The organism is Demequina iriomotensis (assembly GCF_000971395.1).
GTDB lineage: Bacteria > Actinomycetota > Actinomycetes > Actinomycetales > Demequinaceae > Demequina > Demequina iriomotensis.
In genome coordinates this window covers 143430-168400 of the sequence record NZ_BBME01000013.1, presented here as the reverse complement: position 1 = coordinate 168400, position 24971 = coordinate 143430, and the positions used below count along the sequence as shown (strand labels likewise).

Here is a 24971-nt window from a genome sequence, read left to right as displayed (position 1 = left end):
CCGGTGAGGCCCTCGCGGGCCCGCCAGCAGCGGCCGCGGTGCGCCGCCCCTCGCGGGTGGTGCACCGCGGCCTTTCTGCACGATGCAGGGGAGGCCGGGCCGTCGAGGTCCCGGTCCATCAGGAGAAGGACTAGAACCACGCATGCAGACCTCTGAGATCGCCACCCGGTGGGTCGACTACTTCGCGAAGAACGACCACCACATCGCGCCGAGCGCGTCGCTCGTGTCGCCCGATCCGTCGCTGCTGTTCACGGTCGCCGGCATGGTGCCGTTCATCCCGTACATCATCGGGACCGACACCTCGCCGCACCCCCGCATCGCCTCGGTCCAGAAGTGCATCCGCACCAAGGACATCGAGGAGGTCGGCAAGACCACCCGCCACGGCACGTTCTTCCAGATGCTCGGCAACTTCTCCTTCGGCGACTACTTCAAGGAAGGCGCCATCAACTACGCCTACGAGTTCCTCACGGGACCCGAGGCGGAGGGCAACCTCGGCTTCGACGCCGAGCGCTTCTGGGTGACCATCTGGAACGAGGACGAGGAGGCGTTCAGCCACCTCACCAACATCGGCGTGGCGCCCGAGCGCATCGTCAAGCTCACGCGCGAGGAGAACTTCTGGGACACGGGCCAGCCCGGCCCCGCGGGCCCCTGCGCGGAGTGGCACTACGACCGCGGCCCCGAGTTCGGCCCCGAGGCCGTCGGCGGCACCGTCGACCCGGGCGGCGACCGCTACCTCGAGGTGTGGAACCTCGTGTTCGACCAGTTCCTGCGCGGCGAAGGCGCCGGCAAGGACTACCCGCTCATCCGCGAGCTCGACCAGAAGGCCATCGACACCGGCGCCGGCCTCGAGCGTCTCGCGTACCTCAAGCAGGGCGTCGCGAACATGTACGAGATCGACGAGGTGTACCCCGTCATCGCGAGGGCCCAGGCGCTCTCCGGCAAGACGTACGGCGCGGACGAGGCCGATGACGTGCGCATGCGCGTGGTCGCCGACCACGTGCGCTCGGCGCTCATGCTCATCGGCGACGGCGTCACGCCGGGCAACGAGGGCCGCGGCTTCGTGCTGCGCCGCCTCATCCGCCGCTCGGTGCGCGCCATGAAGCTCATGGGCGTGGACGAGCGCACGATGCCCGAGCTGCTGCCCGCGTCGATCGACGCGATGAGCGCGACCTACCCGGAGCTCGCGGCGAACCGCGCGAAGATCGAGGCGATCGCCTACAACGAGGAGGACGCGTTCCGTCGCACCCTCGTGGCGGGCACGACCATCTTCGACACGGCCGTGGCCGAGGTGAAGAGGAGCGGCTCGAAGGCGCTGTCCGGCGCCGACGCGTTCACGCTGCACGACACGTACGGCTTCCCGATCGACATCACGCTCGAGATGGCGTCCGAGCAGGGCATCCAGGTCGACGAGGCGAAGTTCCGCGAGCTCATGAAGGAGCAGAAGGACCGCGCCCGCGCCGATGCGAAGGCCAAGAAGGGCGGCCACGCCGACGTGGGCGTCTACTTGGGGCTCAAGGAGGCCGAGGGACTCACCGAGTTCCGTGCCTACCAGGAGCTCACCACCGCGACCGAGATCACCGCGCTGCTCAAGGACGGCGTCACCGTCCCCGTCGCGTCGGAGGGCGAGACCGTCGAGGTGGTGCTCCCGCAGACCCCGTTCTACGCGGAGTCCGGCGGCCAGGAGGCCGATTCGGGCGTGATCCGCTCGGCGCACGGCACGCTCGAGGTCATCGACGTCCAGCGCCCGGTCAAGGGGCTCGTGGTCCACACCTGCACCGTGGTCGAGGGTCAGGTCGCCCAGGGCGACCAGGTCTCCGCCGAGGTCGACCCGGAGTGGCGCCGCGGCGCCCGCCAGGCACACTCGGGCACCCACATCCTGCACGCCGCGCTGCGAGAGGTGCTCGGCCCGGACGCGCTCCAGTCGGGCTCGTACAACAAGCCCGGCTACCTCCGCCTCGACTTCTCGTGGCCCTCGGCGCTGTCCGTCGAGACGCGCTCCGAGATCGAGGAGGTCACCAACCGGGCCATCCGCGCGGACCACGCCGTCACGGCGCAGCACATGTCGCTGCCCGAGGCCAAGGAGTGGGGCGCGGTCGCGCTGTTCGGCGAGACGTACGACGAGACGGTGCGGGTCATCGAGATCGGCGGCCCCTGGTCACGCGAGCTCTGCGGCGGCACGCACGTCGACCACTCGAGCCAGGTGGGCCTGGTCGCGCTGTCGACCGAGTCCTCCGTGGGCTCGGGCTCGCGCCGCATCGAGGCCTTCGTGGGCATCGAGGCGTTCCAGAAGCTCGCCGCCGAGCGCGCGCTGGTCTCCGAGCTGACCTCGACGCTCAAGGTGCAGCCGGGCGAGCTCAAGGGACGTGTCGAGAAGGTGCTCGAGCGCCTCGCGGAGGCCGAGAAGCAGCTCGCGGGCTACCGCCAGCAGGCGATGCAGCAGGTCGCGGCCGGGCTCGTGGACAAGGCCGTCGACGTCGCGGGCATCCGCGTGGTCACGCACGTGTCCGAGAACGCCGCCGACGCGGACGACCTTCGCAGCGTGGTCACCGACGTGCGCGCCCGCCTGGGCGAGTCCGCCCCGTCGGTGGTCGCCATCGCGGCGGACGTCAACGGCCGCCCGCAGATCGTGATCGCCACCAACCAGGGCGCGCGCGACGCGGGTCTCAAGGCGGGCGACCTGGTCAAGGCCGCATCGTCCATCCTGGGCGGCGGAGGCGGCGGCAAGCCGGACCTCGCGCAGGGCGGCGGCCAGGACGTGGAGCAGATCCCGGCGGCCCTCGCGGCCGTCGCCTCGACCGTGGCGGCGCGTGCGTAAGGGCGCGCGCCTCGGGGTCGACGTCGGCACCGTCCGCATCGGCGTGGCGGCGTCCGACCCCGACGGCCTCATGGCGTTCCCCGTCGACACCGTGCAGCGGGGCGTCGGGGACGTGCAGGCCGTGGCTGGGCTAGCCGAGGAGCGCGGTGCGATCACCGTGTTCGTCGGCCTGCCGCGCAAGCTCTCCGGCCAGGAGGGCACCAGCGCCGAGGACGCACGCGCGTTCGCGGCGGGGCTCGCGGAACTGACCTCCGCGAGCGTTCGTTTGATCGACGAGCGATTCTCGACGGCCACCGCGGCGCAGGCCATGCGCAGCGCGGGCCGGAACGCCAAGAAGCAGCGCCAGGTCATCGACCAGGCCGCCGCCGTGGTGATCCTCGAGAACGCCTTGGATGTTGACAGGAACGGTAATCTCGAGTCGGTGACGATCGAGGTTCCGCGCAAGGGGAATGATGACTGACCTTTTCGAGGCCGAGGCGACGACGACGACGTCGCTGGACCTGCGACGGCTGCAGCGCAGCAAGCGCCGCGCCGCCCGGCGGCGGTTCACGCTCATCGCGACCGCGGTGGGCCTCGTGGTGCTCGCGCTCGGCGCGTCGACCGCGATGAACTTCCTGCAGGGCTTCGAGTCCACCACCAACGAGGTGCAGGACTACGACGGCCCCGGCCAGGGCAACGTCCAGGTGGTCATCGAGGAGGGCGCCGTGGGCGCCGACATCGCCGCGACGCTGCACGATGCGGGCGTGGTGGCCTCCGAGCAGGCCTTCATCGCGGCGTGGTACGACAACCCGGACTCGAACTCGATCAAGCCGGGCTACTACTTCATGCACAAGGAGATGAAGGCCTCGTACGCGCTCGAGGCGCTGCTCGACCCCGCGAACCGCGACGTCAAGTCCATCACCATCCCCGAGGGCAAGTCGCTCGAGTACTACAAGCAGTCGATCGCCAACCTCACGGGCGCGTCCGTGGAGGACGTGCAGGCCGCCATGGACAACACTGACGCGCTCGGCCTGCCCGAGGAGGCGAACGGCAGCCTCGAGGGCTGGCTGTTCCCGTCGACGTACCAGTTCGACCCGGGCGTCACCCCGCAGGAGATCCTCACGCGCATGGTCGAGCAGACCATCACGGTGCTCGACAGCTACGACGTGGCGCCCGAGGACCGCCAGCAGGTGCTCACGGTGGCGTCGCTCATCGAGCGCGAGGCCAAGCTCGACGAGGACCGTCCCAAGATCGCCTCGGTCATCTACAACCGCCTCGCGATCGACATGAAGCTCGAGCTCGACTCGACGGTCAAGTACGTGACGCAGTCCGAGGGCGCGTTCGCCTCGAAGGACGAGCTCGCGGTCGACAGCCCGTACAACACGTACGCCAACACGGGCCTGCCCCCGACCCCGATCGCGGGTCCGGGCGAGGCGTCGATCGCGGCGGCGGTCAACCCGGCCGACACGGAGTACCTGTTCTTCGTCACGGTCAACCTGGAGACGGGCGAGACGAAGTACGCGACCGAGTACGCCGACCACCTGGCGAACTCGGCCGAGCTCGACGCGTGGGTCGAGGCCAACCAGTCCTCCGACTCCGAGTGAGCGCGGGCAGCCGGCGCGCCGGCGTCCTGGGCCACCCGATCGGGCACTCGCTGTCCCCGGTGCTGCATCGGGCGGCCTACCGTGAGCTCGGCCTCGACTGGGAGTACGACGCGTTCGACGTCCCCGAGGGCGGGCTCGCCGGCTTCCTCGACGGCCTGGACGATGCGTGGGCCGGGTTGTCGCTCACGATGCCGCTCAAGGTCGAGGCGCTGCCGCTCATGGACTTCGTCGAGTCCATGGCCAAGCTCGTGGGCGCGATCAACACGGTGCTGATCCAGGACCTGGGCGGCGTGCGCCAGCTCACCGGCGCCAACACCGACGTGTGGGGCATCCAGGCCGCGTTCCGGGAGGCCGGCGTGGCCCGCGCATCGTCCGGGCTGATCATCGGCGGGGGAGCGACCGCGACCTCCGCGATGGCCGCGCTAGGCGGGATGGGCGTCGAGGCGCCGCTCGTCGCGGTGCGCAACCGCGGGCGGGCGGGCGGGCTGCTGCGCGCGGCGACCAAGATGGGCGTGCGGCCGCGCTTCATCGGCCTCGACGAGGTGAGCGCCATCGCCCGCGACGTCGACACCGTCGTCTCGACCGTCCCGGCAGCCGCCGGCGCCGAGCTGGGCGGCACACTCACCTCGGTGCGCGCGGGCTCCGCGCTGCTCGATGCGGTGTACGACCCGCCGGTGACGCCTCTCGGTGCGGCGTGGGCCGCGCTCGGCGGCACCCGCATCGGCGGCGAGCGGATGCTCCTGCATCAGGCGGGGGAGCAGGTGCGACTCATGACGGGCCGCCCCGCGCCGCTCGACGCGATGGGCGCCGCGCTCTCCTCCGTGTGGAATAGGTAACACTCAACTTTCCCCGGCGCGTGCCGATGGTACGTTCGCACGACTATTTCTGCGCTGAGGGAGCACGGGTGAAGCAACTGGGGAGCATCCTGCTCGAGGACGGCGTGCTCACGGAGGACCAGCTGGTCGAGGCCATCGACGCCCAGCAGCAGCGGGGGCAGTCGCTCGGCCGCACGCTGGTCGAGCTGGGCTTCATCTCCGAGGGCCAGCTGGTCCGCGCCCTGGCCGCGCAGGTCGGCATGGAGTTCGTCGAGCTCGCCGACTACCCCGTGGACCGTGCCGCGGTCGCGCTCGTGCCCGAGGCCGTCTGCCGTCGCCACCATGCTCTGCCGCTCGCCGTCGGCGACGGGATGATCAAGGTCGCGATGTCGAACCCCGGCAACGTGGTCGCGGTCGACGACATCGGCGCGATCACGCGCCTGCGCGTGGTCCCCGTCGTCGCCTCGCACGACGACCTGCTCACGGCGATCGACCGCTACTGCCGCTCGGACGCCGAGCTCCAGAACCTCCAGGGCGAGATCACCGACGAGCCCGACGGCGTGGACCTGTCGGACATGGGCGCGGTCATCGAGGACGACGCCCCCATCGTGCGGTTCGTCAACCTGCTCATCACGCAGGCGATCCAGGACCGCGCGTCGGACATCCACATCGAGCCCGCGGAGAAGGACGTGCGCGTCCGGTACCGCATCGACGGCGTGCTCCACGAGATGCAGCGCGCGCCCAAGGCGACGCAGAACGGCATGATCTCGCGCATCAAGATCATGGCCGACATGGACATCGCCGAGCGGCGCAAGCCGCAGGACGGCCGTCTGTCCGTCACCCACCAGGGCCGCAAGGTCGACCTCCGCGTCGCGTGCCTGCCCACGGTGTGGGGCGAGAAGATCGTCATGCGTATCCTCGACAACTCGACCGCGACCATGGCGCTCGAGGACCTGGGCCTGCGCGAGTCGAACCAGGACCTGTACCGCGAGTCGTACACCAAGCCCTACGGCATGATCCTGGTGACCGGGCCGACCGGTTCCGGCAAGTCGACCACGCTCTACGCGACCCTCAACCAGGTGTCCCGTCCGGAGATCAACGTCATCACGGTCGAAGACCCGGTCGAGTACCGCATCCCCGGCATCAACCAGGTCCAGGTCAACCCCAAGGCCGGCCTCACGTTCTCGGGCGCGCTGCGCTCGATCCTGCGTGCCGACCCGGACGTGGTGCTGCTCGGCGAGATCCGTGACGGCGAGACCGCGCAGATCGCCATCGAGGCGGCCCTCACCGGTCACCTGGTGCTGTCGACGCTGCACACCAACGACGCGCCCTCGGCCATCACCCGTCTGACGGAGATGGACATCGAGCCGTTCCTGGTGGGCTCGGCCGTCGACTGCGTGGTCGCGCAGCGACTCGCGCGCCGCCTGTGCCCGAAGTGCAAGGAGGAGTACGCGCCCTCGGAGGCGGAGCTCGAGCGCTTCCGGTGGGACGGCTCGGACATGCCGACGCTCATGCGCCCCGTGGGGTGCTCGAGCTGCTCGCAGACGGGCTACCGCGGGCGCCTCGCGCTGCACGAGATCATGCCGGTCAACGAGGACATCGAGCGGCTCGCGGTCGCCCGTGCCTCGTCCGCGGAGATCCTCGTGGCGGCCCGCGAGGCCGGCATGGAGACGCTCATCGAGGACGGCTGGGCCAAGGCGATGGAGGGCCTGACGTCCGTCGAGGAGCTGCTGAGAGTTGTGAAATAACTCACAGACTGAACGGGCGTCTCGCGGAATGAGATTAAAGCACTTGGTGCATTTGGTCGATAACGAGGGACAAGACCGTATGTTGTGGAGCGATCAAGGGGGAGGGCCCGATGGAGGGATCGATGCAGGACCGTGAGTCCTGGGCGACGCCGCAGCAGCCGGCTGCGCAGCAGGCACCTGGACAGGTGTCGCTGCACGGCGCCGCGCAGCAGCCCGCGCGGGCCCCGTTCCTCGCCGAGCGCCGCGGCCTCGGGATCCCCGGGGCGCAGCCCGCGCCGCCCACCGGCCAGCCCGTCCCCGGCGCGGCCCCCGCGCCCTACCAGGCTCCCGCCGCGTCCGCCTCCCCGGCCGCCGCGCAGCGCATGTCCGCGGCCCAGGCCTTCGAGCAGGCGCGCCAGGCCCAGCTGGGGCAGCCGGCCGCACCCGTCGCCCCGGCGGTCCCGCGCACCGTGACGCCGCAGTCCTTCGAGCCCGTGGCCGAGGCGCCGGCCAACGAGATCTCGGCGCCTGCGCCCGCGCAGCCGGCCCCCGTCAAGCGGCCCGTCGCGCAGCCGGCCCAGCCGGGTGCCGCGCCCGGCGCCCGCGTCGGCATGTCGCAGAGCCGCGAGGAGGGCGACCTCGACCTCCAGGGCGCGCTCCGGTACATGCTCTCGCAGGGAGCCTCCGACCTCCACGTGACGTCGGGCGCACCGCCGATGATCCGCATCGACGGCGGGCTCAAGCCCATCCCGGACATGCCGCGCATGACGCCCGAGGGCCTGCAGCGCTCGCTCTACGCGATCCTCACCCTCAAGCAGCGCGAGCAGTTCGAGGAGGTGCTCGAGCTCGACCTGTCGTACTCGCTGGTGGGGGAGTCCCGCTTCCGCGTCAACATGTTCCAGCAGCGCGACTCGGTGGGTGCGGTCTTCCGCATGATCCCCTACGAGATCAAGCCGCTCGAGGCGCTCGGCATCCCCGAGGGCGTGAGCAGCTTCGCGGCGCTCCCGCGCGGCCTCGTCCTGGTCACCGGGCCCACGGGATCGGGCAAGTCGACCACGCTCGCCTCGCTCATCGATCTCGCGAACCGCACGCGCTCGGCGCACATCATGACGGTCGAGGACCCGATCGAGTTCCTGCACCGCCACAAGCGCTCGCTCATCAACCAGCGCGAGGTGGGTGCGGACACTCGCTCCTTCAAGAACGCGCTCAAGCATGTGCTGCGTCAGGACCCCGACATCATCCTCGTGGGTGAGATGCGTGACCTCGAGACCATCTCCGTCGCGCTCACCGCGGCCGAGACCGGTCACCTGGTGTTCGCGACCCTGCACACGCAGGACGCCGCGCAGACCATCGACCGCATCATCGACGTGTTCCCGGCCGAGCAGCAGGGCCAGGTCCGCACGCAGCTCGCGACCGCCATCCAGGGCGTCGTCTGCCAGACGCTCGTCAAGCGCTCCGACGGCCCGGGCCGCGCGGTCGCCACCGAGATCATGTTCGCGACGCCGGCCATCCGGAACCTCATCCGTGAGGGCAAGACGCACCAGATCTACACGTCGCTGCAGGCCGGCGCCTCGCTGGGCATGCAGACCATGGACCAGGCCCTCGCGGACCTGGTGAAGCGCTCGATGATCTCGTACGAGACCGGCGTCGAGCTGTGCCACTCGGTGGACGAGTTCAGCCGTCTCGCCGGCAAGTCCATGGGGGCGCGTCTGTAATGGCCACCGCGGTGAAGAGGTTCGAGTACGCGGTCCGCGACCCGCAGGGCAACATCCAGAAGGGCGTCATCGACGCGCCCTCGAAGGATGCGGTCGCCACGCGCCTGCGCGACATGCGCCTCGCGGCGCTGTCGATCGAGGAGGTGCAGACCGGCGGCCTCAAGACCGAGATCAAGATCCCGGGCTTCACCGACAAGATCGGTCTCAAGGACATCGCGATCATGTCGCGCCAGCTCGCGACCATGATCTCCTCGGGACTCTCGCTGCTGAGGTCGCTCACCATCCTCGCCGAGCAGACGGAGAACCCCGCGCTCCAGCGCGTCATCTACGAGTGCCGCGCCGACATCGAGGCCGGCCGCTCCTTCTCGCAGGCGCTCGGCCGCCACGAGAAGGTGTTCCCGCCGCTCATGATCAACATGGTGCGCGCGGGTGAGGTCGGCGGCTTCCTCGAGTCGGTGCTGCTCTCGATCGCCACCAACTTCGAGGACGAGGTCAAGCTCCGCGCGAAGATCAAGTCCGCGATGACCTACCCCGTGGTGGTGTTCTGCATCGCGATCCTCGCGGTGGTGGGCATGCTGCTCTTCATCGTGCCGGTGTTCCAGGACATGTTCGAGAGCCTCGGCGGGGAGCTGCCGTTCCTCACCCAGGTCCTCGTGACGATGTCGGCGATGCTCAAGATCGGCATCGTGCCGCTCATCATCGCGATCATCGTCGGCGTGACGTTGTGGAACCGCAATAAGCACCGCAAGGGCTTCCGTCAGCGCGTCGAGCCGCTGTACCTCAAGGCGCCCGTCTTCGGCACGCTGGTGCAGAAGGTGGCGCTCGCGCGCTTCACGCGCAACCTCGGCGCGATGCTCCGCTCGGGCGTCCCCATACTCCAGTCCCTGGAGATCGTGGGCGAGGCGAGTGGCAACATCGTCATCGAGAACGCGACCAAGGACGTGCGCGACTCGGTGCGCACGGGAAACTCCCTGGCGAAGCCGCTCGCGCAGCACCCGGTCTTCCCGCCCATGGTGGTCCAGATGATGGCCGTGGGTGAGGACACCGGAGCGCTCGACGACATGCTCGACAAGATCGCCGACTTCTACGACGACGAGGTCGAGGCGACCACCGAGCAGCTCACCAGCCTCATCGAGCCGATCATGATCGGCGTCCTCGGCGGGATCATCGGCTTCATGGTGATCGGCCTGTACATGCCCATCTTCAGCGTCTTCGAGCTGGTCAAGTAGCACAACTCAACACAGACTTCGGTGCCTCTTGAGGGCGGCACCGACGGGGCCGGTCCGCCGGCCTGCTTCACCCATGAAAATGCAGTTCTGTCTCAAGGAGAAAACGATGCTTGCTCGCATCCGCAAGTCCATCGAGGAGAAGGACCAGGGCTTCACCCTGATCGAGCTCCTCGTCGTCATGATCATCATCGGCATCCTCGCCGCGATCGCGATCCCGATCTTCCTCAACCAGCGCAAGTCGGCGCACGACTCGGCGATCAAGTCGGACCTCCGCGGTGCTGCCACCGAGGTCGAGTCCTACTACGTCGCCAACCAGAAGTACCCGGCGGCCTACGGCGACTTCTCGGCGAACGTCAAGACCTCGCCCGGCGTCTCGATCACGTACACGACCGCTTCTGGCGCGTACTGCCTCAAGGGCACCAACACCGACGCCAGCCAGGACTGGTACTACGACTCGGACAACGGCGGCCTGCTCTCGGGCACCGCGACCTGCTAAGTCGGTCAACGGCGTCTTTTGGACGCTAGCTGGTGGGTGGGCCGCATCGCACGATGCGGCCCACCCACCGCACCACATCCCCGCAGTTCCCGGAGGGAGGAACCACCATGACGCACGCCGCAACGCAGCGGGACGAGGGCTTCAGCCTCGTCGAGGTGCTCGTCGCGCTCGTGATCATCGGCATCGTCGCCGCAGGGTCGCTGTGGTTCTTCATCAACGGCATGCAGACCTCCTCCAACCTGGACCGCCAGCAGTCCGCGGTCGCCATCGTCAACGCCGCGATGGAGGAGTCCTTCAACTACGACCCGCGCTCGATCGCGACGGTCGTGCCCGGCCTGGTGGTCGGGCGCACGCAGAGCTCGGTGAACGCCTCGTTCACCCAGGGCGCGACCCTCGGTGTCGAGGGCATCTCCGACACCTACCCGCTGTGGGACACCACCGGCGCGACCACGCCCGCCCTCCCCATCAGCGACACCGTCACCGAGAGCGGCGTGGACTACGACGTCTACACGCTCGTCGGTTCCTGCTTCCGCTCGAAGGCCAACGCCGGCGCGAACGCCGACTGCGCCAAGGTGAGCGGCTACACCGCGACCGAGCCGACCGGCACGAACGTGCCGACGGGCTACGCGCGCCTGCTCCGCGTCATCGTCATCGTCACGTGGGAGCCCATCGGCGAGGAGTGCAACGGCCTCTGCGTCTACTCGACCGCGTCGCTCATCGACGGGTCCACCGACCTCGAGTGGAACGATGCGGTCGAGCCGCTCGCGATCCAGGACGACGCCTTCTTCTCGGTCACGGACGCCGGCGTCACCCAGAGCCTCGACGTGGTGCACAACGACACCATCGGCACGTACGGCTACCCGCCGCTCAGCGTGGCGACCTCGTCGAACCCCGGAACGCTGGTGGTGGACACCTCGAACTGGATCGTCAAGTACACGCCGCCCGCGCTCGCCTCGTGGCGTTCGGGCATCTTCGATTACACGTACACCATCAAGGACGCGCGCAACCGCACGTCGAGCTCGATCCTGCGGGTGCAGCTCAACCCCGCCTCGGTCGACGACAGCTTCACGGTGGACTACGGCACGGCGACCGCGATCAACGTCATCGCCAACGACCCGGGCTCGCCGGCCAAGGTGGTCATCGTCTCCCCGCCGGTGCTCGGCACCGCGACCGTGTCGAACACCAGCACCGACAAGACGACGATCACATACACCTCGAGCACGCTCGGCAACGACGTGCTGCAGTACAAGTACATCGACGGCTCCGGCCTCGAGAGCCCCGTCGCGACGGTCACTCTCCGCACCGCGGTCACGCCGCGCGACGTCACCATCGTCGTGCCGTTCCGCGCGACCTCGACGCAGGCGGCGACGACGATCACGTCCAACCTGCGTGGCGCCTTCACCACCTCGAGCGTGGTGCTCTCGACGCAGCCGACAGGCTCGCCGTCCGGCGCGGCGTGGGCGATGAGCGGCTCCGACGTGCAGTTCCAGCCGCCCGTGGGCGTCGTGGGGGAGTGGACCTTCCCGTTCAAGCTCCAGCAGGGCGCCACCGTGAGCGACAACTCCGCCACCGCGACCGTGCGCGTGGAGCCGGTGGCCGTCAACGACGGCACCAGCAGCGCTCCAGGCGCCGCCGTCACGCGCGGCGGCTCCGCGGTCACGATCACCGCAGGCGCCAACGACACGCCGACCACGTGGACGGCGAAGGGGGTCACCGCGGTGACGCTCGGCACGCCGACGAACCTGTCGACCTCGGGAGCGGATGCTCGCTGCGGCTCGGTGAGCTCGACCACGGCGCAGAAGAACGCTGGGCAGATCGTGATCACGCCGCCCGCGTCGAACGTGAGATGGGGATCGTCGAGCAATCAGGTTTGCTCCTTCACCTACAAGCTCACCGGCGGCGGCACCGATTCCACGGCGACGGTGTACTACACGGCGAGCACCAACGTGACACCCTTCGCGGCGACGGACGGCTCCAGCACCAGCCCCGTGGCGACCGTCACGGCGGCGAAGTCGAGCACCACCGCCAGCTACTGGGCGGGTGAGAACGACACCCCGTCCAACTGGACCGGCGACTTCGTCGACAGCGTGACGTTCGGCACCCCGACGAACCTGTCTGGCACCAACCTGAACTCGCGATGCGGCACGGTGAGTACCACGACAGCCCTGTCGGACGCGGGCAAGGTCTCGATCGCTCCGCCGACGAGCACGTGGACCACCAACACCTCCTCGTACATGTGCAGCGTGACCTACACGCTCAAGGTGGGCACCGTCACCTCGACCGGCACCATCTGGTACCGGGTGAACAAGAGCTGATCGCGCCATGGCACCCGTGACGTCCCTCATCACCCGCCTCCGCGAACGCGCGGACCGCGACTCCGGCATGACCATCGTCGAGCTCGTCGTGTCGATGTCGATCTTCACCATCGTCATCACCATCTTCATGGGCGCGCTCATCTCGATGGCACACACCACGTCCGAGGCGCAGCGGCGCGTCGACGCGGCGAACTCGCTGCGCGCGAGCTTCAGCGCGATGGATCGCCAGGTGCGCTACGCATCGTCCATCAACCGTCCCGTGCGCGGGCCCTCGGGTGACTGGTACGTCGAGTTCGAGCTCACCGACCTGCCCGCCGGCCAGGCGCCGCTGTGCTACCAGTGGCGCCTCGACGACGACGCGGAGACGGTCGCGTACCGGACCTGGCGCCGCGACGGCACCAGCAGCGCGTCGAACTGGGTGACCATCGCCTGGAACGTCGCGCGGGTGGGGTCCGGCTCGCCGTTCACCTTCGCCTCGGCGGACGACTCGCGCATGCGCCAGTCGCTCACCCTCGAGCTCGCCGCGACCCAGACGGAGCCGTCCGCGGCGGTCGATCTGTCGACCACGTTCGTCGCGCGCAACAGCTCCACCGCCTCGACCACCAACGCGGACGCCAACAGCGACGGCGTGAGCGACAACCAGGTGTGCATCGCCGGATTGGGCAGGCCATGACCAGGTTCTTCACCCGCAGCGTCCCGACCCGTCGCCCGGCGGCGTCCGACGAGGGCGCGGCGCTCATCACGGCGATGCTCCTCATCATGGTCGTCACCACGTTCTCCCTGGTGATGCTCGGCGTGATCCTGTCGCAGATCAAGCCGACGCAGGTGCTCCAGGCCTCGACCAAGACGGTGTTCGCCGCGGAGTCCGGCATCAACGCCGTTGTGGGCCAGATCCGCAACGCGCGCGGCACGGCCGATGCGCTCGGCAACATCTACGGCGACCGCACCAAGCTCCCGTGCACGGCCACCGGTACGGTCGAGGACGCGGGCGGCGAGGTCGCGTACGAGGTCCAGGTCTCCTACTTCAACTCCGACCCCACGGGGCAGTCGGATGCGTGGCGCGCGGCCAACAAGCTGTCGTGCACCTCCGGGAGCGGACCCTCGCAGGAGCCGGGCTTCGCGCTCCTGTCCTCCTCGGGCAAGGGCCTCACCATCGAGTCCAACCCGGGCGACATCTCCCGCACGCTCGAAGTCGTCTACGCCTTCAACCTCACCAACGTGAACATCCCGGGCGGCTACATCTACTCGTGGTCGGCGTCCTACGTGCCTGACCGGTTCTGCCTCGAGGCCACGTCGCAGGTGAGCGGCGCCAACGTCAAGTACGTGCCCACCGCGGAGTGCGGCGACCGCGACCCGCTGCAGCTGTGGATCTACGACACGGACTACCGGATCAAGCTCGCCACGACCACCATCGACGGCTACACCGGCGACGTGCTGTGCATCACGCGCACCAACACCGCCGGGCAGAACGTCGAGCTCAAGCCCTGCGAGAGCTCCTCCAGCAGCACCCGCTACCTCCAGCTGTGGAGCTGGACCGGTGACGCGACGTGGCGCGGTGAGACGAGCGCGCTGGCCTATGCGAACTACTACCTGGGCGGCGGCTCGGGCAACGTCACCTCGGGTCAGCTGCTCAAGTCGAACAGCAGCGTGGGCTCGGGTGAGGCGGCCGCCTTCGACCCGCTCCCGAGCGTGGGCGCCGGTGCCGCCGGAAAGACCACCAACCAGATCGTCAACTACCTCGAGTTCGGACGATGCGCGGACGTCACCTGGACGCACTGGTACGAGAGCCAGATGATCGTCTACCCGTGCAAGCAGGACCCGAACCCGAGCCAGTCCTCGCTGCTGTGGAACCACAAGTGGTACTACACGGAGCCTGCGCTGAGCGTCGGCTCGTACGGCCCCCAGACCATCCGGGTCAACACGAACTCCAACGGCACGAGCGGCACCAACTACTGCCTCAAGTCGGCGGGCACCGAGGGCGGCTGGGTGACGTTCTCGACCGACTGCTCGAGCACGTCGACCAAGTGGACCCGCTACGCCGACACCGGTAACTACCAGACGTCGTACCTGTTCAAGGACTCGTCGGGTCGCTGCCTCGACCTCGGTCCCGCGCTGTACAACGGCCAGGAGCCGTGGTCGACCATGGTGACCAAGACCTGCAACACGAGCCTGTCCCAGAAGTGGAACGCCCCGCCCGACGTGGTGACCGCCGACCTCAGCGGGTACTGGGAGTACGCGTGGGTCCCGAATTGATCCTCGCCCTGCTCGCGGGTCTGTTCGGCCTGCTCATCGGCTCGTTCCTCAACGTCGTCATCTGGCGCGTGCCTCGCGGGGAGTCGCTGGTGAGCCCCGGCAGCGCGTGCCCGAGCTGCGGCGCGCCGGTGCGCCCTCGCGACAACATCCCGCTGGTGTCGTGGCTGGTGCTGAGGGGACGATGCCGTGACTGCGCCGCACCGATCTCGTCGCGGTACCCGCTGGTCGAGCTGGCGACGGGGCTCGCGTTCGCCGGCGTCGTCCTGGTGTTCCAGGACGATCCGTGGGCGTGGCCGGCCTGGTGGTATCTCGCGGCGATCGGGATCGCGCTGGCGCTCATCGACCTCGACGTGCAGCGGCTGCCCGACCCGATCGTGCTGCCCTCGTACATCGTCGGCATCGTCCTGCTCGGCGTCGCCACCGTGTTCGGCCCCTCCGACTGGCACGATGCGCTGCGGGGCGGCATCGGCATGGTGGTCCTGTTCGTGCTCTACGCGGCGCTGGCGATCGCCAAGCCGGGCGGCATGGGTTGGGGCGACGTGAAGCTCGCGGGCGTGCTCGGCGGCTACCTGGGCTGGCTCGGCGTCGGGCCGCTCGTGGTCGGATCGTTCGCGGCCTTCCTGCTCGGAGGGCTGTGGGGCATCGGCGTCATGCTGCTCGGCGGCAAGTCCCGAAAGAGCCGGATCCCGTTCGGGCCGTGGATGCTCGCGGGCGCCGTGGTCGGCGTGGTCGCCGGCGAGGCGCTCTGGAATGCCTACATGGGGGTGATCTCGTGACGAATCCCTTGAGTTTCACGCGGTCGCTGTCGATGGACCTGTCGATGGTCGTATGCGGAGTACGGCGGTCGACCGAAGCAAAGAAGGATGGACCATGGCAAAGTCACGGTTGATTGGGCTCGACATCGGCACCTCGATGGTGCGGGCCGCGGAGCTCGAGCGGAACGGCCGCTCGGGTCGGATGACGCTCGTCAAGTACGCCGAGCGCGCGCTGCCGCCGGGCGCCGTCGTGGACGCGGCCGTCGTGGCCGAGTCCACGGTCACGGACGCCATCAAGGAGATGTGGAAAGAGGCGAAGTTCTCGAGCAAGGACGTCGTCATGGGCGTCGGCTCGAGCCGCACCGCGGTGCGTGAGGTCGAGCTCCCGCTGCTGCCGATGGACGAGCTTCGCCAGTCGCTCCCGTACCAGGTGCAGGACATGCTGCCGATGCCCGTCGACGAGGCGCTCCTCGACTTCGTGCCCGGCACGACCGTCGCGGGGGAGGTCGGCACCCAGGTGCGCGGCCTCCTGGTCGCCGCCACCAAGGCCGGCGTCAACGCGAACGTCGACGCCGCGGAGAAGGCGGGTCTGCGTCCGACGGTCGTCGACCTCAACGCGCTCGTGCTGCTGAGGGCCGCGCGCGGCGTCGACCCCTCCACCAAGATCGTGGGATGCGTCGACATCGGCGGCGGCATGACCACCGTGACCGTGACCGAGCGCGGCGTGCCGCGCGTGGTGCGCGTGATCCCGACCGGCGGCCAGGACGTCACCAACGCGATCGCCAAGCGCCTGAAGATCCCCGTCTCGGAGGCGGAGGCGCTCAAGCGCCGCCCCGCCAGCGAGCACGCCGCCGTCCCGGGCGGCGAGATGGTGAAGGAGGCGATCGACGAGGTCATCAGCACGCTGGTCGACGCCGTGCGCAACACCTTCGTCTACTACCAGTCGAGCAACCCGGGCACCGCGATCGAGATGGTCGTGCTCACCGGGGGCGGGGCGCTCCTCACCGGCTTCGCGCAGACCCTCGCGAACCGTTCGCGCCTCTCGGTGACGTTCGGCAACCCGCTTGACGGCATCACGGTCGACCCGAAGGCGGAGGGTCGCATCACGGCGCCCGTCGCGATGGCGGTCGTCGTGGGCCTCGCCCAGGAGGTGGCGGCATGAGCGACACCATGACCCGAGAGTTCATCAAGGCCGAGGTCCCCGGCGCCCCGCTGGTGCCGTCGGTCAACCTCTTGCCGCCGCAGGTGAAGGCGCGTCGCCGCCTCAACGCCGTGCGGCTGTGGGTGGTGCTCGGCATGCTGCTGGTGGTGCTCGGCGTCGCGCTCGTCGCCGTCTGGGCCGTCATGCAGAAGCAGAGCGCGGAGCAGGACCTGGTGAACATCCAGGACACCAACCAGGCGCTCCTGACCCAGCAGGGCCAGTACGCCGAGGTCACACGCGTCATCGCCGACCTCGGCGCGGTGACGGAGGCGCGCGACAGCGCGATGCGCACCGAGGTGCTGTGGTCGCCCTACCTCGCGGCGATCTCCTCCGCGACCCCGCTCGAGGCGTCGATCGAGACGTTCAGCGTCACGCAGGACACGCTGTGGACCGGCTCGAGCACGGCCGCCGCGGGCCCCCTCGCGACGCCGGGCACGGTCGGGGCGGCGAGCCTCATCGGTCGGGCCGACACGCTCGCGACGGTCTCCGACTGGGAGGACGCGCTCAACGCGCTCACCGGGGTGGTCGACGTGGACGTGAGCAGCGTGGCGGTCGCCGATGAGGACGGCACCACGTACTTCACGGTCAACGCGACCTTCAGCTTCACGAGCGACGCCTTCGCCGGCCAGTTCACCACGGAGGAATGATGCAGGTTCAGACACTCAAGGTATGGATCGGCGCCACCGTCGCCATCGCGCTCCTCGTCGTGGTGGCGGGCTGGTTCCTGGTGATCAGCCCGACCCTCACGGAGACCGCCGACACCAAGGCGTCCATCGAGTACGAGCAGGACCGCACGCTCCAGCTCACGCAGACTCTCGAGACGCTCAAGGCCCAGTTCGCCGAGATCGACACGTACAAGGCCGAGCTGGCCGCCGCGCGGGCGCAGGTCCCCACGGCCGCGGAGTCGGCGGAGTTCCGCCGCACGCTTGAGAAGCGCGCCTCCGACGCGGGTGTGACCATCATGACGGTCACCGCCGGTGCGTCCGCGGTCGCCCCGACGCCCGCCGCCACCGAGGCGCCCGCGACGACGGAGGAGTCCACCGACGCCGAGTCCGAGGACGCGGCCGCCGAGGAGTCCACGGACGAGGCGACGGCGGAGCCGGAGCCGCAGGCGACCGCGGTCACCACCGCGTCGGGTCAGACCCTCGTGGGCCTTCCTCAGAACATCACCATCGTCGGCACGTACGATGCGGCGCGCGAGTTCATCGCGTCGATGCAGAAGGTGAAGGGTCGCCTGTTCCTCATCGACTCGGTGGCCCTGCTGTCGCAGAGCGACACCCCGGGCGGCAGCGGTCGCCCCGCGACCGTCGAGGGTGACGTCGAGGTGAACATCGGCGGCTCGCTGCTCGTTCTCACCGCCGCGGATGCCGCGGTGGCGGACGATGAGGCGCCTGTGGAGCTCGCTCCGCTGCCGAAGACCAGCAGGAACCCGTTCGTCCCGGTTCCCTGACCTCAGGACCACACGCCGCGGGCGGGGCAGCACCCTTCGGGGAGCCGTCCCGCCCGCGGCGTCTCAGCATCCGGACCGACCGTCCGTTCGTGGAAGAATGACGCCCATGCTTCGATGGCTCACCGCAGGAGAATCGCACGGCCCCGCGCTGGTCGGCACGCTCGAGGGCCTCCCGGCCGGCGTCCAGATCACCAGCACCGAGATCCAGGACGCGCTCGCGCGCCGGCGCCTCGGTGCGGGACGCGGCGCGCGCATGCAGTTCGAGCAGGACCAGGTGACCATCCTCGGCGGCGTCCGTCACGGCGTCTCCCAGGGCGGGCCCGTCGCCGTCATGGTGGGCAACACCGAGTGGCCCAAGTGGGAGACCGTCATGTCCGCCGACCCGGTCCCCGCCGAGGAGCTCACGGGTGCGCGCGCCGCCGCGCTCACCCGTCCCCGCCCGGGGCACGCGGACCTGGTGGGCATGACCAAGTACGGCTTCGACGATGCCCGCCCCGTGCTGGAGCGCGCCTCCGCCCGCGAGACCGCCGCGCGCGTGGCGCTCGGCCAGGTGGCCGAGAATTTCCTGGAGCAGGCCGCCGGCATCCGCCTGGTGGCGCACACCGTCCAGGTGGGCCCGGTCGGGGTGCCGGACGATGCGCCGCTCCCGCCGGCCGACGCGACGCCCGCGCTCGACGCCGACCCCATCCGCTGCTTCCACGCCGAGACCTCGCGCGCGATGCTCGAGGAGATCGACGACTGCCAGAAGGCCGGCGACACGCTCGGCGGCGTGGTCGAGGTGGTCGTGTACGGCGTTCCCGTCGGGCTCGGCAGCCACGTCCACTGGGACCGTCGCCTCGACGCGCGTCTCGCGGCGGCGCTCATGGGCATCCAGGCCATCAAGGGCGTCGAGGTCGGCGACGGCTTCCGCACCGCGGCCCGACGCGGCTCCCAGGCGCACGACGAGATCGAGTACGGCGAGGACGGCGTCGCGCGGCGCACCAACCGTGCCGGCGGCGTCGAGGGCGGCATGACCAACGGCGAGCCGCTGCGCGTGCGCGCGGCGATGAAGCCCATCAGCACGGTGCCGCGCGCGCTCGACACGATCGACACCGCGACCGGCGAGGCCGCCAAGGCCATCCACCAGCGCTCCGACGTGTGCGCGGTGGCGCCTGCGGCCGTGGTCGCTCAGGCCATGGTCGCGCTCACGCTCGCCGACTCGCTGCTCGAGAAGTTCGGCGGCGACTCCGTCGCGGAGGTCCGCCGCAACATCGAGTCCTACGTGGCCGCGATCCCGGAGCACCTGCGCTGATGGGTCCGCGCGCCGTCCTCATCGGCCCGCCCGGCTCGGGCAAGTCGACGATCGCGGCCAAGCTCGCGACGCTCTGGGGCGTCGACAAGCGGGACACGGACGCCGACATCGAGGAGCGCGCCGGGAAGCCGATCCCCGACATCTTCCTCGAAGACGGCGAGGCCCGCTTCCGCGAGATCGAGCGCGACGCGGTGGCCTCTGCGCTGGCCGAGCACGCGGGCGTGCTCGCCCTGGGCGGGGGTGCGATCCTCGCACCCGAGTCGCAGGAGCTGCTCGCCGCGTACGCGGCGGACGGCGGAACGGTCGTCTTCCTCGACGTGTCGCTCGCGGCAGCCGCGCCCCGCGTCGGGCTCAACGCCTCGCGGCCCCTGCTGGTCGGCAATCCCCGCGCACGCTGGGTCGCGCTCATGGACGAGCGCCGGCCCGTCTACGAGCGGCTCGCGACCGTCACCGTGCTCACCGACAAGACGACGCCCGCACAGGTGGCGGCGCGCATCGACGAGGCCGTCAAGGAGCTGTCATGACCGTGTCCCGGACCATCGAGGTCGCGACCGCGGCGCCCTACGTGGTGACGGTGGGCGAGAACCTCCTCGAGGACGTCGCAGCCTCCGTGCCCGCAGCGGCCGCTCGCGTGCTCGTGGTCACCGCGGCGCCGCTGCGCAGGCACGTCGACAACCTCAAGGCGCTCCTGGATGCCAGGGGCCTCACCGTGGTGATCGCCGAGGTGCCCGACGCGGAGGAGGGCAAGACCGCCGAGGTCCTGGCCTTCTGCTGGCAGGTGCTCGGCAAGTCCGACTTCACCCGTAGCGACGTGGTCATCGGCTTCGGCGGGGGAGCGGTGACCGATCTCGCGGGGTTCGTGGCCGCCACGTGGCTGCGCGGCGTCGCCGTGATCCAGGTGCCGACCACGCTCCTGTCGATGGTCGACGCCGCCGTGGGGGGCAAGACGGGCATCAACACCGCCGAGGGCAAGAACCTCGTGGGCGCGTTCCACGAGCCGCTCTCGGTGTGGTGCGACGTCCGCGCGCTCGACACGCTGCCGCGCCACGACCTGGTCGCGGGGCTCGCCGAGGTGGTGAAGTGCGGCTTCATCCGTGACGGCGAGATCTTGGGGCTCGTCGAGGAGCACCTCGACGCGCTGCGCGAGGCGGACCTCGACACCGTGCGCCCGGTGCTGACGGAGCTCATCGGCCGGGCGATCAAGGTCAAGGCGGACGTGGTCGCGGCGGATCTCAAGGAGTCCTTCCTGCGTGAGATCCTCAACTACGGGCACACCTTCGGCCACGCGATCGAGTACACGGAGCGCTACCAGTGGCGTCACGGTGCCGCCGTCTCCGTCGGCATGGTGTTCGCGGCGGAGCTCGCGCACCTCGCGGGCAGGCTCACCGAGGCCGAGGTGGAGCGTCACCGCGCGATCCTCGCGGGCCTCGGCCTGCCGGTGAGCTACCCCGGCCACCGCTGGGACGCGCTGCTCACCGCGATGCGCCGCGACAAGAAGACCCGCGGCGACCTGCTGCGCTTCGTCATCCTCGCCGGGATCGGGAACCCCATCCGGCTCGAGGGGCCGGACCCGGCGCTCGTCCAGGGGGCCTACGCCGCGATCGCGGACTGAAGCCCCGCATCGTCCCCGCGCCCGCTACTGCAGCGGGGTGTCGAGCAGCACGTACTCGATGTTGTCGAGGACGCTCGGGTCCTCGCACGAGTCCGCGACCTTCGTCGCGAGGTCGGGGTCCCGCGTGTCCACGTACACCGTTCCCTCGGTCACGACGCCGATCGCGCAGATCGCCGCGACATCGTCGGAGTTGACACGCAGCGCCTCGGACAGCCAATAGGGCCCGTCGGTCGCCTCACGCGGCCGCAGCGCCTCCGCCATCATGTAGCGCACCGGGTGGTCCCACGGGATCGCGGCGTTCATGGGGACGTGGAGCTCGCTGCGTCCCAGGTAGTCCTCGAAGCGGTCGTAGACCTGCGAGTCCGGGCCGTAGTAGTTGCCGGCGACCAGGAGCACGGGAGCGGGGCGCCACTTCTGGACCCACCAGTCGACGGGCGCGATCGCCGCGAGCACGAGCAGACCGGCGGCGGACAGCCCGGCCAGCGCCCGGCGCCACGCCGGCGCGGTGCTCAGCGCGCCGGCGATGAGCCCGATCGCGAGCGGCGCGAGCACGATGGTGGACATGTGGAGGTACCGCGAGGGGTAGTAGCCCAGGTCCTCGACGAAGCCGCCGACCGCGGCGAACAGCGGCGCCGCGCCGATCGCGAGCCCCGCCACCAGGCCCGCCACGGTGGCCGCCTGCCGGGTGCGCCATCCGAGCGCGAGCTGCAGGCCGAGCGCGACCGCCACGAGCGCCGAGACGAGCGGGTAGCTGTACGGCATCGGCGCGGTCGCCTCGACGTTGGTGGTGACCATCGCGTGGACCTCGTCGCCCGTCTTCTCGGCGAGGCCGAGGAACGTGCCCGCCGTGAACAGCACGGCCGAGAGCACGAACACGACGGCCGAGCCTCCCAGCGCGGTCCATTCGCGACGCGAGGCCGCGCGGAGGTCGCGCCGGGAGAGCCATGCGACGGCGATGCCGAGCACGCCGGGCACGGCCGCGAAGGGCGTCCACGTGAGCATCAGCGCCGTCATCGCCAGCCCGAGCACTGCGAGTGCGACCACGGGGGAGCGGCGCGAGCGGAGCGCGACCAACACGGCGGCGAGCACGAACAGGACCACCACCGACGCGTTGATCTGACCGCGCCACAGGTAGGCGCCCGCGGCGGGCCCGGCGAGGACCACGAGCGAGCCGAGCGCGGCGGCCGAGGGCGCCGCCCAGCGCGGGGCGTGCGCGGGGACCACCGCGGCGGCGAGGGCGCCCGCGAGGTACGCACCCACCGCGATCGCGATCGCCCAGTGGTAGCGGTGCGCGGTGAGCTCCGCCAGGAACTCGGCCGACGAGTTGTCGATCGCCTGCGTGGGCGACACGAAGCTCAGTGTGAGCGCGTGCTCGAAGGGACGCTGGTTGTAGCCGAAGCCCGTGGTGACCACGCCGTTGTTCCACGCGAAGGGCATGACGGTCTTCATGTCGAAGGCCGAGTCGTCCCACATCGCCCACGAGCGGAACGAGGACCCCTCGCGCACCGCCGCGACCAGCAGTCCGCCGAGCCAGAACAACGGCCCCGCGCCCGCCGCGAGGATCACCGAGAGCCGGCCCGCCCCCTCGCCGGCGCGCGGCGCGGCCTCGGGCCATGTCGCGAGGGCCGCGATGAGCAGGACCGCCTCGAGCGCGGTCACCAGGTATTGGAACGGCACGGGCTGGAGCGGAGCGATCAGCAGCACTCCGTAGATGGCCGCCGCCCCGACGATGGACGCGACCGCGAGGGCGGCGCCCGCGCCCCAGCGCGGGGCCAGCCGCACGGTCCACGCGAGCAGCGCCGCGACCGCGAGCACCCAGGTGGGCAGGCCCATGACGGTCGCGACGGCGAGCGCCACGGCGCCCATGATCAGGTAGGCGCGGACGCGACTGCTCACTTGTACCCCCAGGCTTGACTGCCGCGATGCTAGCGGCACCCGGGCCGCGCATCGTCCCTCCCACGCCGCGCATCGTCCCGCCGCTACGCTGGCGGCATGAACGTCCTGGTCGTCAACGGTCCCAACCTCCGCAGGCTCGGCACCCGGGAGCCGGAGAAGTACGGCACCACCACGCACGAGGAGCTGTCGGTGCTGGTGACCCAGTGGGGCGCGGACCTGCAGCTCGAGGTCGAGGTGCGGCAGTCTGACGACGAGGCGGACCTGGTGCACTGGATGCACGAGGCCGTCGACGCGGGCTGGCACGTGGTGCTCAACCCGGCGGCCTTCACGCACTACTCGTACGCGCTGCGCGATGCGTGCGCGCTCGTGTCCTCGGCGGGGCTGGCGTTGGTCGAGGTGCATCTCACGAACCCGCACACGCGGGAGGAGTTCCGGCACACCAGCGTCATCAGCGGCGTCGCGAGCGGGACCATCGCGGGCTTCGGCGTGGACTCCTACCGATTGGCCCTCGAGGCCGTCGCGCGGCGCGTCGGCTAGAATCGTCTGCGGACTAATCCCAGAACCTTCTGTAAGGACACCCCTGTGGCGACTTCGAACGACATCAAGAACGGCTCCGTGCTCAACATCGACGGCAACCTCTGGTCCGTCATCGAGTTCCAGCACGTGAAGCCCGGCAAGGGCGGCGCATTCGTCCGCACCAAGCTGAAGAACGTGCTCACGGGCAAGGTGGTCGACAAGACCTTCAACGCCGGCGCGAAGGTCGAGTTCGAGACCGTCGACCGCCGCGACATGCAGTACCTGTACTTCGACGGCACGTCGTACATCTTCATGGACCCGCAGACCTTCGACCAGATCCCCGTCTCGGAGGCGGTCATGGGCGACGCGACCGATTACCTGCTCGAGAACGAGTCGGCGGTCATCGGCTCCAACAACGGCAACCCGATCTTCCTCGAGCTCCCGGGCTCCGTGGTCCTCGAGGTCACGTACACCGAGCCGGGCCTGCAGGGCGACCGCTCCTCGGGCGGCACCAAGCCCGCGACGCTCCAGACCGGCAAGGAGATCCAGGTCCCGCTGTTCCTCGAGCAGGGCACCAAGGTCAAGGTCAACACCTCGACCGGCGAGTACCAGTCGCGCGTCAACGACTAGTGGCCGCCCGTACCAAGGCGCGCAAGCGCGCCCTCGACATCCTCTTCGAGGCGGACCAGAAGGGCGCCAACGTCCTGGCCCTGCTGGACACGCGCCTGCGGGAGTCGGGCCGCGAGATGCCGCTTCCGCCGTACGCGGAGGAGATCGTCCGCGGCGTGGTCCAGTGGTGGGTCGAGCTCAACACGATCATCCAGGACGCCTCTCCCGAGTGGCAGCTCACGCGCATGCCCGCGGTCGACCGCGCGCTCCTGCGGATCGGCGCGTGGGAGATCCTGTGCAACGACGAGGTCGAGACGCCCGTCGCGATCGACGAGGCCGTTTCGCTTGCCGCCGACCTGTCGACGGACGACTCGCCGTCGTTCGTCAACGGCGTGCTCGGGACCATCGCGCGGGAGGCGCCGGCGCTGCGTCGGGACTGAGCCTGCATCGTGGGGAGGGGCCCGCGCCTTCGGGCGCGGGTCCTTTCTCGTTCCCCTGGGGATAACTGTCGGCTTTGTCCGGTTCGTTGTCGGTGGTGGGTGGTGGACTGGTTCCATGGCCCAGACCGCAGTCGTCGAACCCCTCGTGGAGATTCGCGAGCGCCTCGCGGTGTGCGGCTCGGCCGAGGACTGGGAGATCGACAACCTGGTCCGCGAGCTGGTCGACGTCCGTCGCGCCGCAGACCTGATGCTC

The 24971-nt window shown here is 70.0% G+C and carries 22 protein-coding genes; 21 read left to right on the top strand and 1 reads right to left on the bottom strand.

All coding sequences use genetic code 11. The annotated features are described in order from the left end of the window. The first annotated feature begins 142 nt into the window (after nt 1-142). The 18 genes from alaS to aroB all read left to right on the top strand — a co-directional run bounded on the left by alaS (nt 143) and on the right by aroB (nt 21257). Nucleotides 143-2815: an alanine--tRNA ligase gene (gene alaS, locus AOM09_RS08725; protein WP_062386916.1), complete on the top strand. Its 2673-nt coding sequence runs from the start codon at nt 143-145 to the stop codon at nt 2813-2815. Continuing rightward, complete coding sequence (ruvX, locus tag AOM09_RS08720) at nt 2808-3275, top strand: Holliday junction resolvase RuvX (RefSeq protein WP_062386913.1); 468 nt, start codon at nt 2808-2810, stop codon at nt 3273-3275. Before alaS ends, ruvX begins: the two co-directional genes overlap by 8 nt. Continuing rightward, on the top strand, nt 3268-4398 hold the full coding sequence (mltG, locus tag AOM09_RS08715; RefSeq protein WP_062386911.1) for an endolytic transglycosylase MltG: 1131 nt from the start codon (nt 3268-3270) through the stop codon (nt 4396-4398). Before ruvX ends, mltG begins: the two co-directional genes overlap by 8 nt. After that, on the top strand, nt 4395-5234 hold the full coding sequence (locus AOM09_RS08710; protein ID WP_062386909.1) for a shikimate dehydrogenase: 840 nt from the start codon (nt 4395-4397) through the stop codon (nt 5232-5234). Before mltG ends, AOM09_RS08710 begins: the two co-directional genes overlap by 4 nt. 68 nt (nt 5235-5302) lie before the next feature. Further along, the gene (locus tag AOM09_RS08705) at nt 5303-6961 is read left to right on the top strand and encodes a GspE/PulE family protein (RefSeq protein WP_062386906.1); all 1659 of its coding nucleotides are present in this window, start codon (nt 5303-5305) and stop codon (nt 6959-6961) included. 122 nt (nt 6962-7083) lie between these two features. Continuing rightward, nucleotides 7084-8655 (top strand): type IV pilus twitching motility protein PilT, encoded by a 1572-nt coding sequence (locus AOM09_RS08700; protein WP_082098986.1) that lies wholly within the window; start codon nt 7084-7086, stop codon nt 8653-8655. Next, on the top strand, nt 8655-9884 hold the full coding sequence (locus AOM09_RS08695; protein WP_062386903.1) for a type II secretion system F family protein: 1230 nt from the start codon (nt 8655-8657) through the stop codon (nt 9882-9884). The genes AOM09_RS08700 and AOM09_RS08695 overlap by 1 nt, the downstream gene beginning before the upstream one ends. 106 nt (nt 9885-9990) lie before the next feature. Beyond that, the gene (locus AOM09_RS15550; protein ID WP_082098975.1) at nt 9991-10380 is read left to right on the top strand and encodes a type II secretion system protein; all 390 of its coding nucleotides are present in this window, start codon (nt 9991-9993) and stop codon (nt 10378-10380) included. Between the two features lie 107 nt (nt 10381-10487). After that, complete coding sequence (locus tag AOM09_RS08685; protein ID WP_062386901.1) at nt 10488-12695, top strand: type II secretion system protein; 2208 nt, start codon at nt 10488-10490, stop codon at nt 12693-12695. Between the two features lie 7 nt (nt 12696-12702). After that, nucleotides 12703-13368: a PulJ/GspJ family protein gene (locus tag AOM09_RS08680; RefSeq protein ID WP_062386898.1), complete on the top strand. Its 666-nt coding sequence runs from the start codon at nt 12703-12705 to the stop codon at nt 13366-13368. After that, nucleotides 13365-14948, top strand: coding sequence for a hypothetical protein (locus AOM09_RS08675; protein ID WP_062386895.1), 1584 nt, complete (start codon nt 13365-13367; stop codon nt 14946-14948). Before AOM09_RS08680 ends, AOM09_RS08675 begins: the two co-directional genes overlap by 4 nt. Beyond that, nucleotides 14933-15724: a prepilin peptidase gene (locus tag AOM09_RS08670; protein WP_228375096.1), complete on the top strand. Its 792-nt coding sequence runs from the start codon at nt 14933-14935 to the stop codon at nt 15722-15724. The genes AOM09_RS08675 and AOM09_RS08670 overlap by 16 nt, the downstream gene beginning before the upstream one ends. A 94-nt stretch (nt 15725-15818) precedes the next feature. Then, nucleotides 15819-16865, top strand: a complete 1047-nt coding sequence (pilM, locus tag AOM09_RS08665; RefSeq protein WP_062386892.1) for a type IV pilus assembly protein PilM — start codon at nt 15819-15821, stop codon at nt 16863-16865. Further along, a complete protein-coding gene (locus tag AOM09_RS08660) occupies nt 16862-17551 on the top strand; it encodes a PilN family protein (RefSeq protein ID WP_062386889.1) in 690 nt (229 codons plus the stop codon). Before pilM ends, AOM09_RS08660 begins: the two co-directional genes overlap by 4 nt. Then, nucleotides 17551-18354 carry a hypothetical protein gene (locus AOM09_RS08655; RefSeq protein WP_062386886.1) on the top strand — a complete coding sequence of 268 codons (804 nt, stop codon included), beginning with the start codon at nt 17551-17553 and terminating at the stop codon, nt 18352-18354. Before AOM09_RS08660 ends, AOM09_RS08655 begins: the two co-directional genes overlap by 1 nt. A gap of 106 nt (nt 18355-18460) precedes the next feature. After that, entirely contained in the window at nt 18461-19645 is a 1185-nt protein-coding gene (aroC, locus tag AOM09_RS08650) for a chorismate synthase (protein ID WP_062387044.1), read from the top strand. Next, nucleotides 19645-20169 (top strand): shikimate kinase, encoded by a 525-nt coding sequence (locus tag AOM09_RS08645; protein WP_062386882.1) that lies wholly within the window; start codon nt 19645-19647, stop codon nt 20167-20169. Before aroC ends, AOM09_RS08645 begins: the two co-directional genes overlap by 1 nt. Next, nucleotides 20166-21257, top strand: a complete 1092-nt coding sequence (gene aroB, locus AOM09_RS08640) for a 3-dehydroquinate synthase (protein ID WP_062386880.1) — start codon at nt 20166-20168, stop codon at nt 21255-21257. Before AOM09_RS08645 ends, aroB begins: the two co-directional genes overlap by 4 nt. Nucleotides 21258-21281: 24 nt before the next feature. On the opposite strand, the gene AOM09_RS08635 is transcribed toward aroB, so the two are convergent. Beyond that, nucleotides 21282-23153: a hypothetical protein gene (locus AOM09_RS08635; RefSeq protein WP_156162307.1), complete on the bottom strand. Its 1872-nt coding sequence runs from the start codon at nt 23151-23153 to the stop codon at nt 21282-21284. Between the two features lie 96 nt (nt 23154-23249). Here AOM09_RS08635 and aroQ point away from each other — a divergent pair, with 96 nt between their 5' ends. Genes aroQ through nusB form a run of 3 tightly spaced genes read left to right on the top strand, consistent with a single transcriptional unit; the run spans nt 23250 to nt 24718 of the window. Then, entirely contained in the window at nt 23250-23690 is a 441-nt protein-coding gene (gene aroQ, locus AOM09_RS08630) for a type II 3-dehydroquinate dehydratase (protein WP_062386875.1), read from the top strand. A 45-nt stretch (nt 23691-23735) separates the two neighbouring features. Next, on the top strand, nt 23736-24299 hold the full coding sequence (gene efp, locus AOM09_RS08625; RefSeq protein WP_062386872.1) for an elongation factor P: 564 nt from the start codon (nt 23736-23738) through the stop codon (nt 24297-24299). Further along, nucleotides 24299-24718, top strand: coding sequence for a transcription antitermination factor NusB (gene nusB / locus AOM09_RS08620; protein WP_062386870.1), 420 nt, complete (start codon nt 24299-24301; stop codon nt 24716-24718). Before efp ends, nusB begins: the two co-directional genes overlap by 1 nt. Nucleotides 24719-24971 lie beyond the last annotated feature (253 nt).

What these genes read in the sequence shown, in the direction of transcription:
- AOM09_RS08685 (WP_062386901.1), top strand. Translation starts at nt 10,488, where the DNA reads ATGACGCACGCCGCAACGCAGCGGGACGAGGGCTTCAGCCTCGTCGAG.
- AOM09_RS08695 (WP_062386903.1), top strand. Translation starts at nt 8,655, where the DNA reads ATGGCCACCGCGGTGAAGAGGTTCGAGTACGCGGTCCGCGACCCGCAG.
- aroB (WP_062386880.1), top strand. Translation starts at nt 20,166, where the DNA reads ATGACCGTGTCCCGGACCATCGAGGTCGCGACCGCGGCGCCCTACGTG.
- AOM09_RS08680 (WP_062386898.1), top strand. Translation starts at nt 12,703, where the DNA reads ATGGCACCCGTGACGTCCCTCATCACCCGCCTCCGCGAACGCGCGGAC.
- alaS (WP_062386916.1), top strand. Translation starts at nt 143, where the DNA reads ATGCAGACCTCTGAGATCGCCACCCGGTGGGTCGACTACTTCGCGAAG.
- mltG (WP_062386911.1), top strand. Translation starts at nt 3,268, where the DNA reads ATGACTGACCTTTTCGAGGCCGAGGCGACGACGACGACGTCGCTGGAC.
- AOM09_RS08700 (WP_082098986.1), top strand. Translation starts at nt 7,084, where the DNA reads ATGCAGGACCGTGAGTCCTGGGCGACGCCGCAGCAGCCGGCTGCGCAG.
- pilM (WP_062386892.1), top strand. Translation starts at nt 15,819, where the DNA reads ATGGCAAAGTCACGGTTGATTGGGCTCGACATCGGCACCTCGATGGTG.
- AOM09_RS08645 (WP_062386882.1), top strand. Translation starts at nt 19,645, where the DNA reads ATGGGTCCGCGCGCCGTCCTCATCGGCCCGCCCGGCTCGGGCAAGTCG.
- AOM09_RS08660 (WP_062386889.1), top strand. Translation starts at nt 16,862, where the DNA reads ATGAGCGACACCATGACCCGAGAGTTCATCAAGGCCGAGGTCCCCGGC.
- aroC (WP_062387044.1), top strand. Translation starts at nt 18,461, where the DNA reads ATGCTTCGATGGCTCACCGCAGGAGAATCGCACGGCCCCGCGCTGGTC.
- aroQ (WP_062386875.1), top strand. Translation starts at nt 23,250, where the DNA reads ATGAACGTCCTGGTCGTCAACGGTCCCAACCTCCGCAGGCTCGGCACC.
- AOM09_RS15550 (WP_082098975.1), top strand. Translation starts at nt 9,991, where the DNA reads ATGCTTGCTCGCATCCGCAAGTCCATCGAGGAGAAGGACCAGGGCTTC.
- AOM09_RS08655 (WP_062386886.1), top strand. Translation starts at nt 17,551, where the DNA reads ATGCAGGTTCAGACACTCAAGGTATGGATCGGCGCCACCGTCGCCATC.
- AOM09_RS08675 (WP_062386895.1), top strand. Translation starts at nt 13,365, where the DNA reads ATGACCAGGTTCTTCACCCGCAGCGTCCCGACCCGTCGCCCGGCGGCG.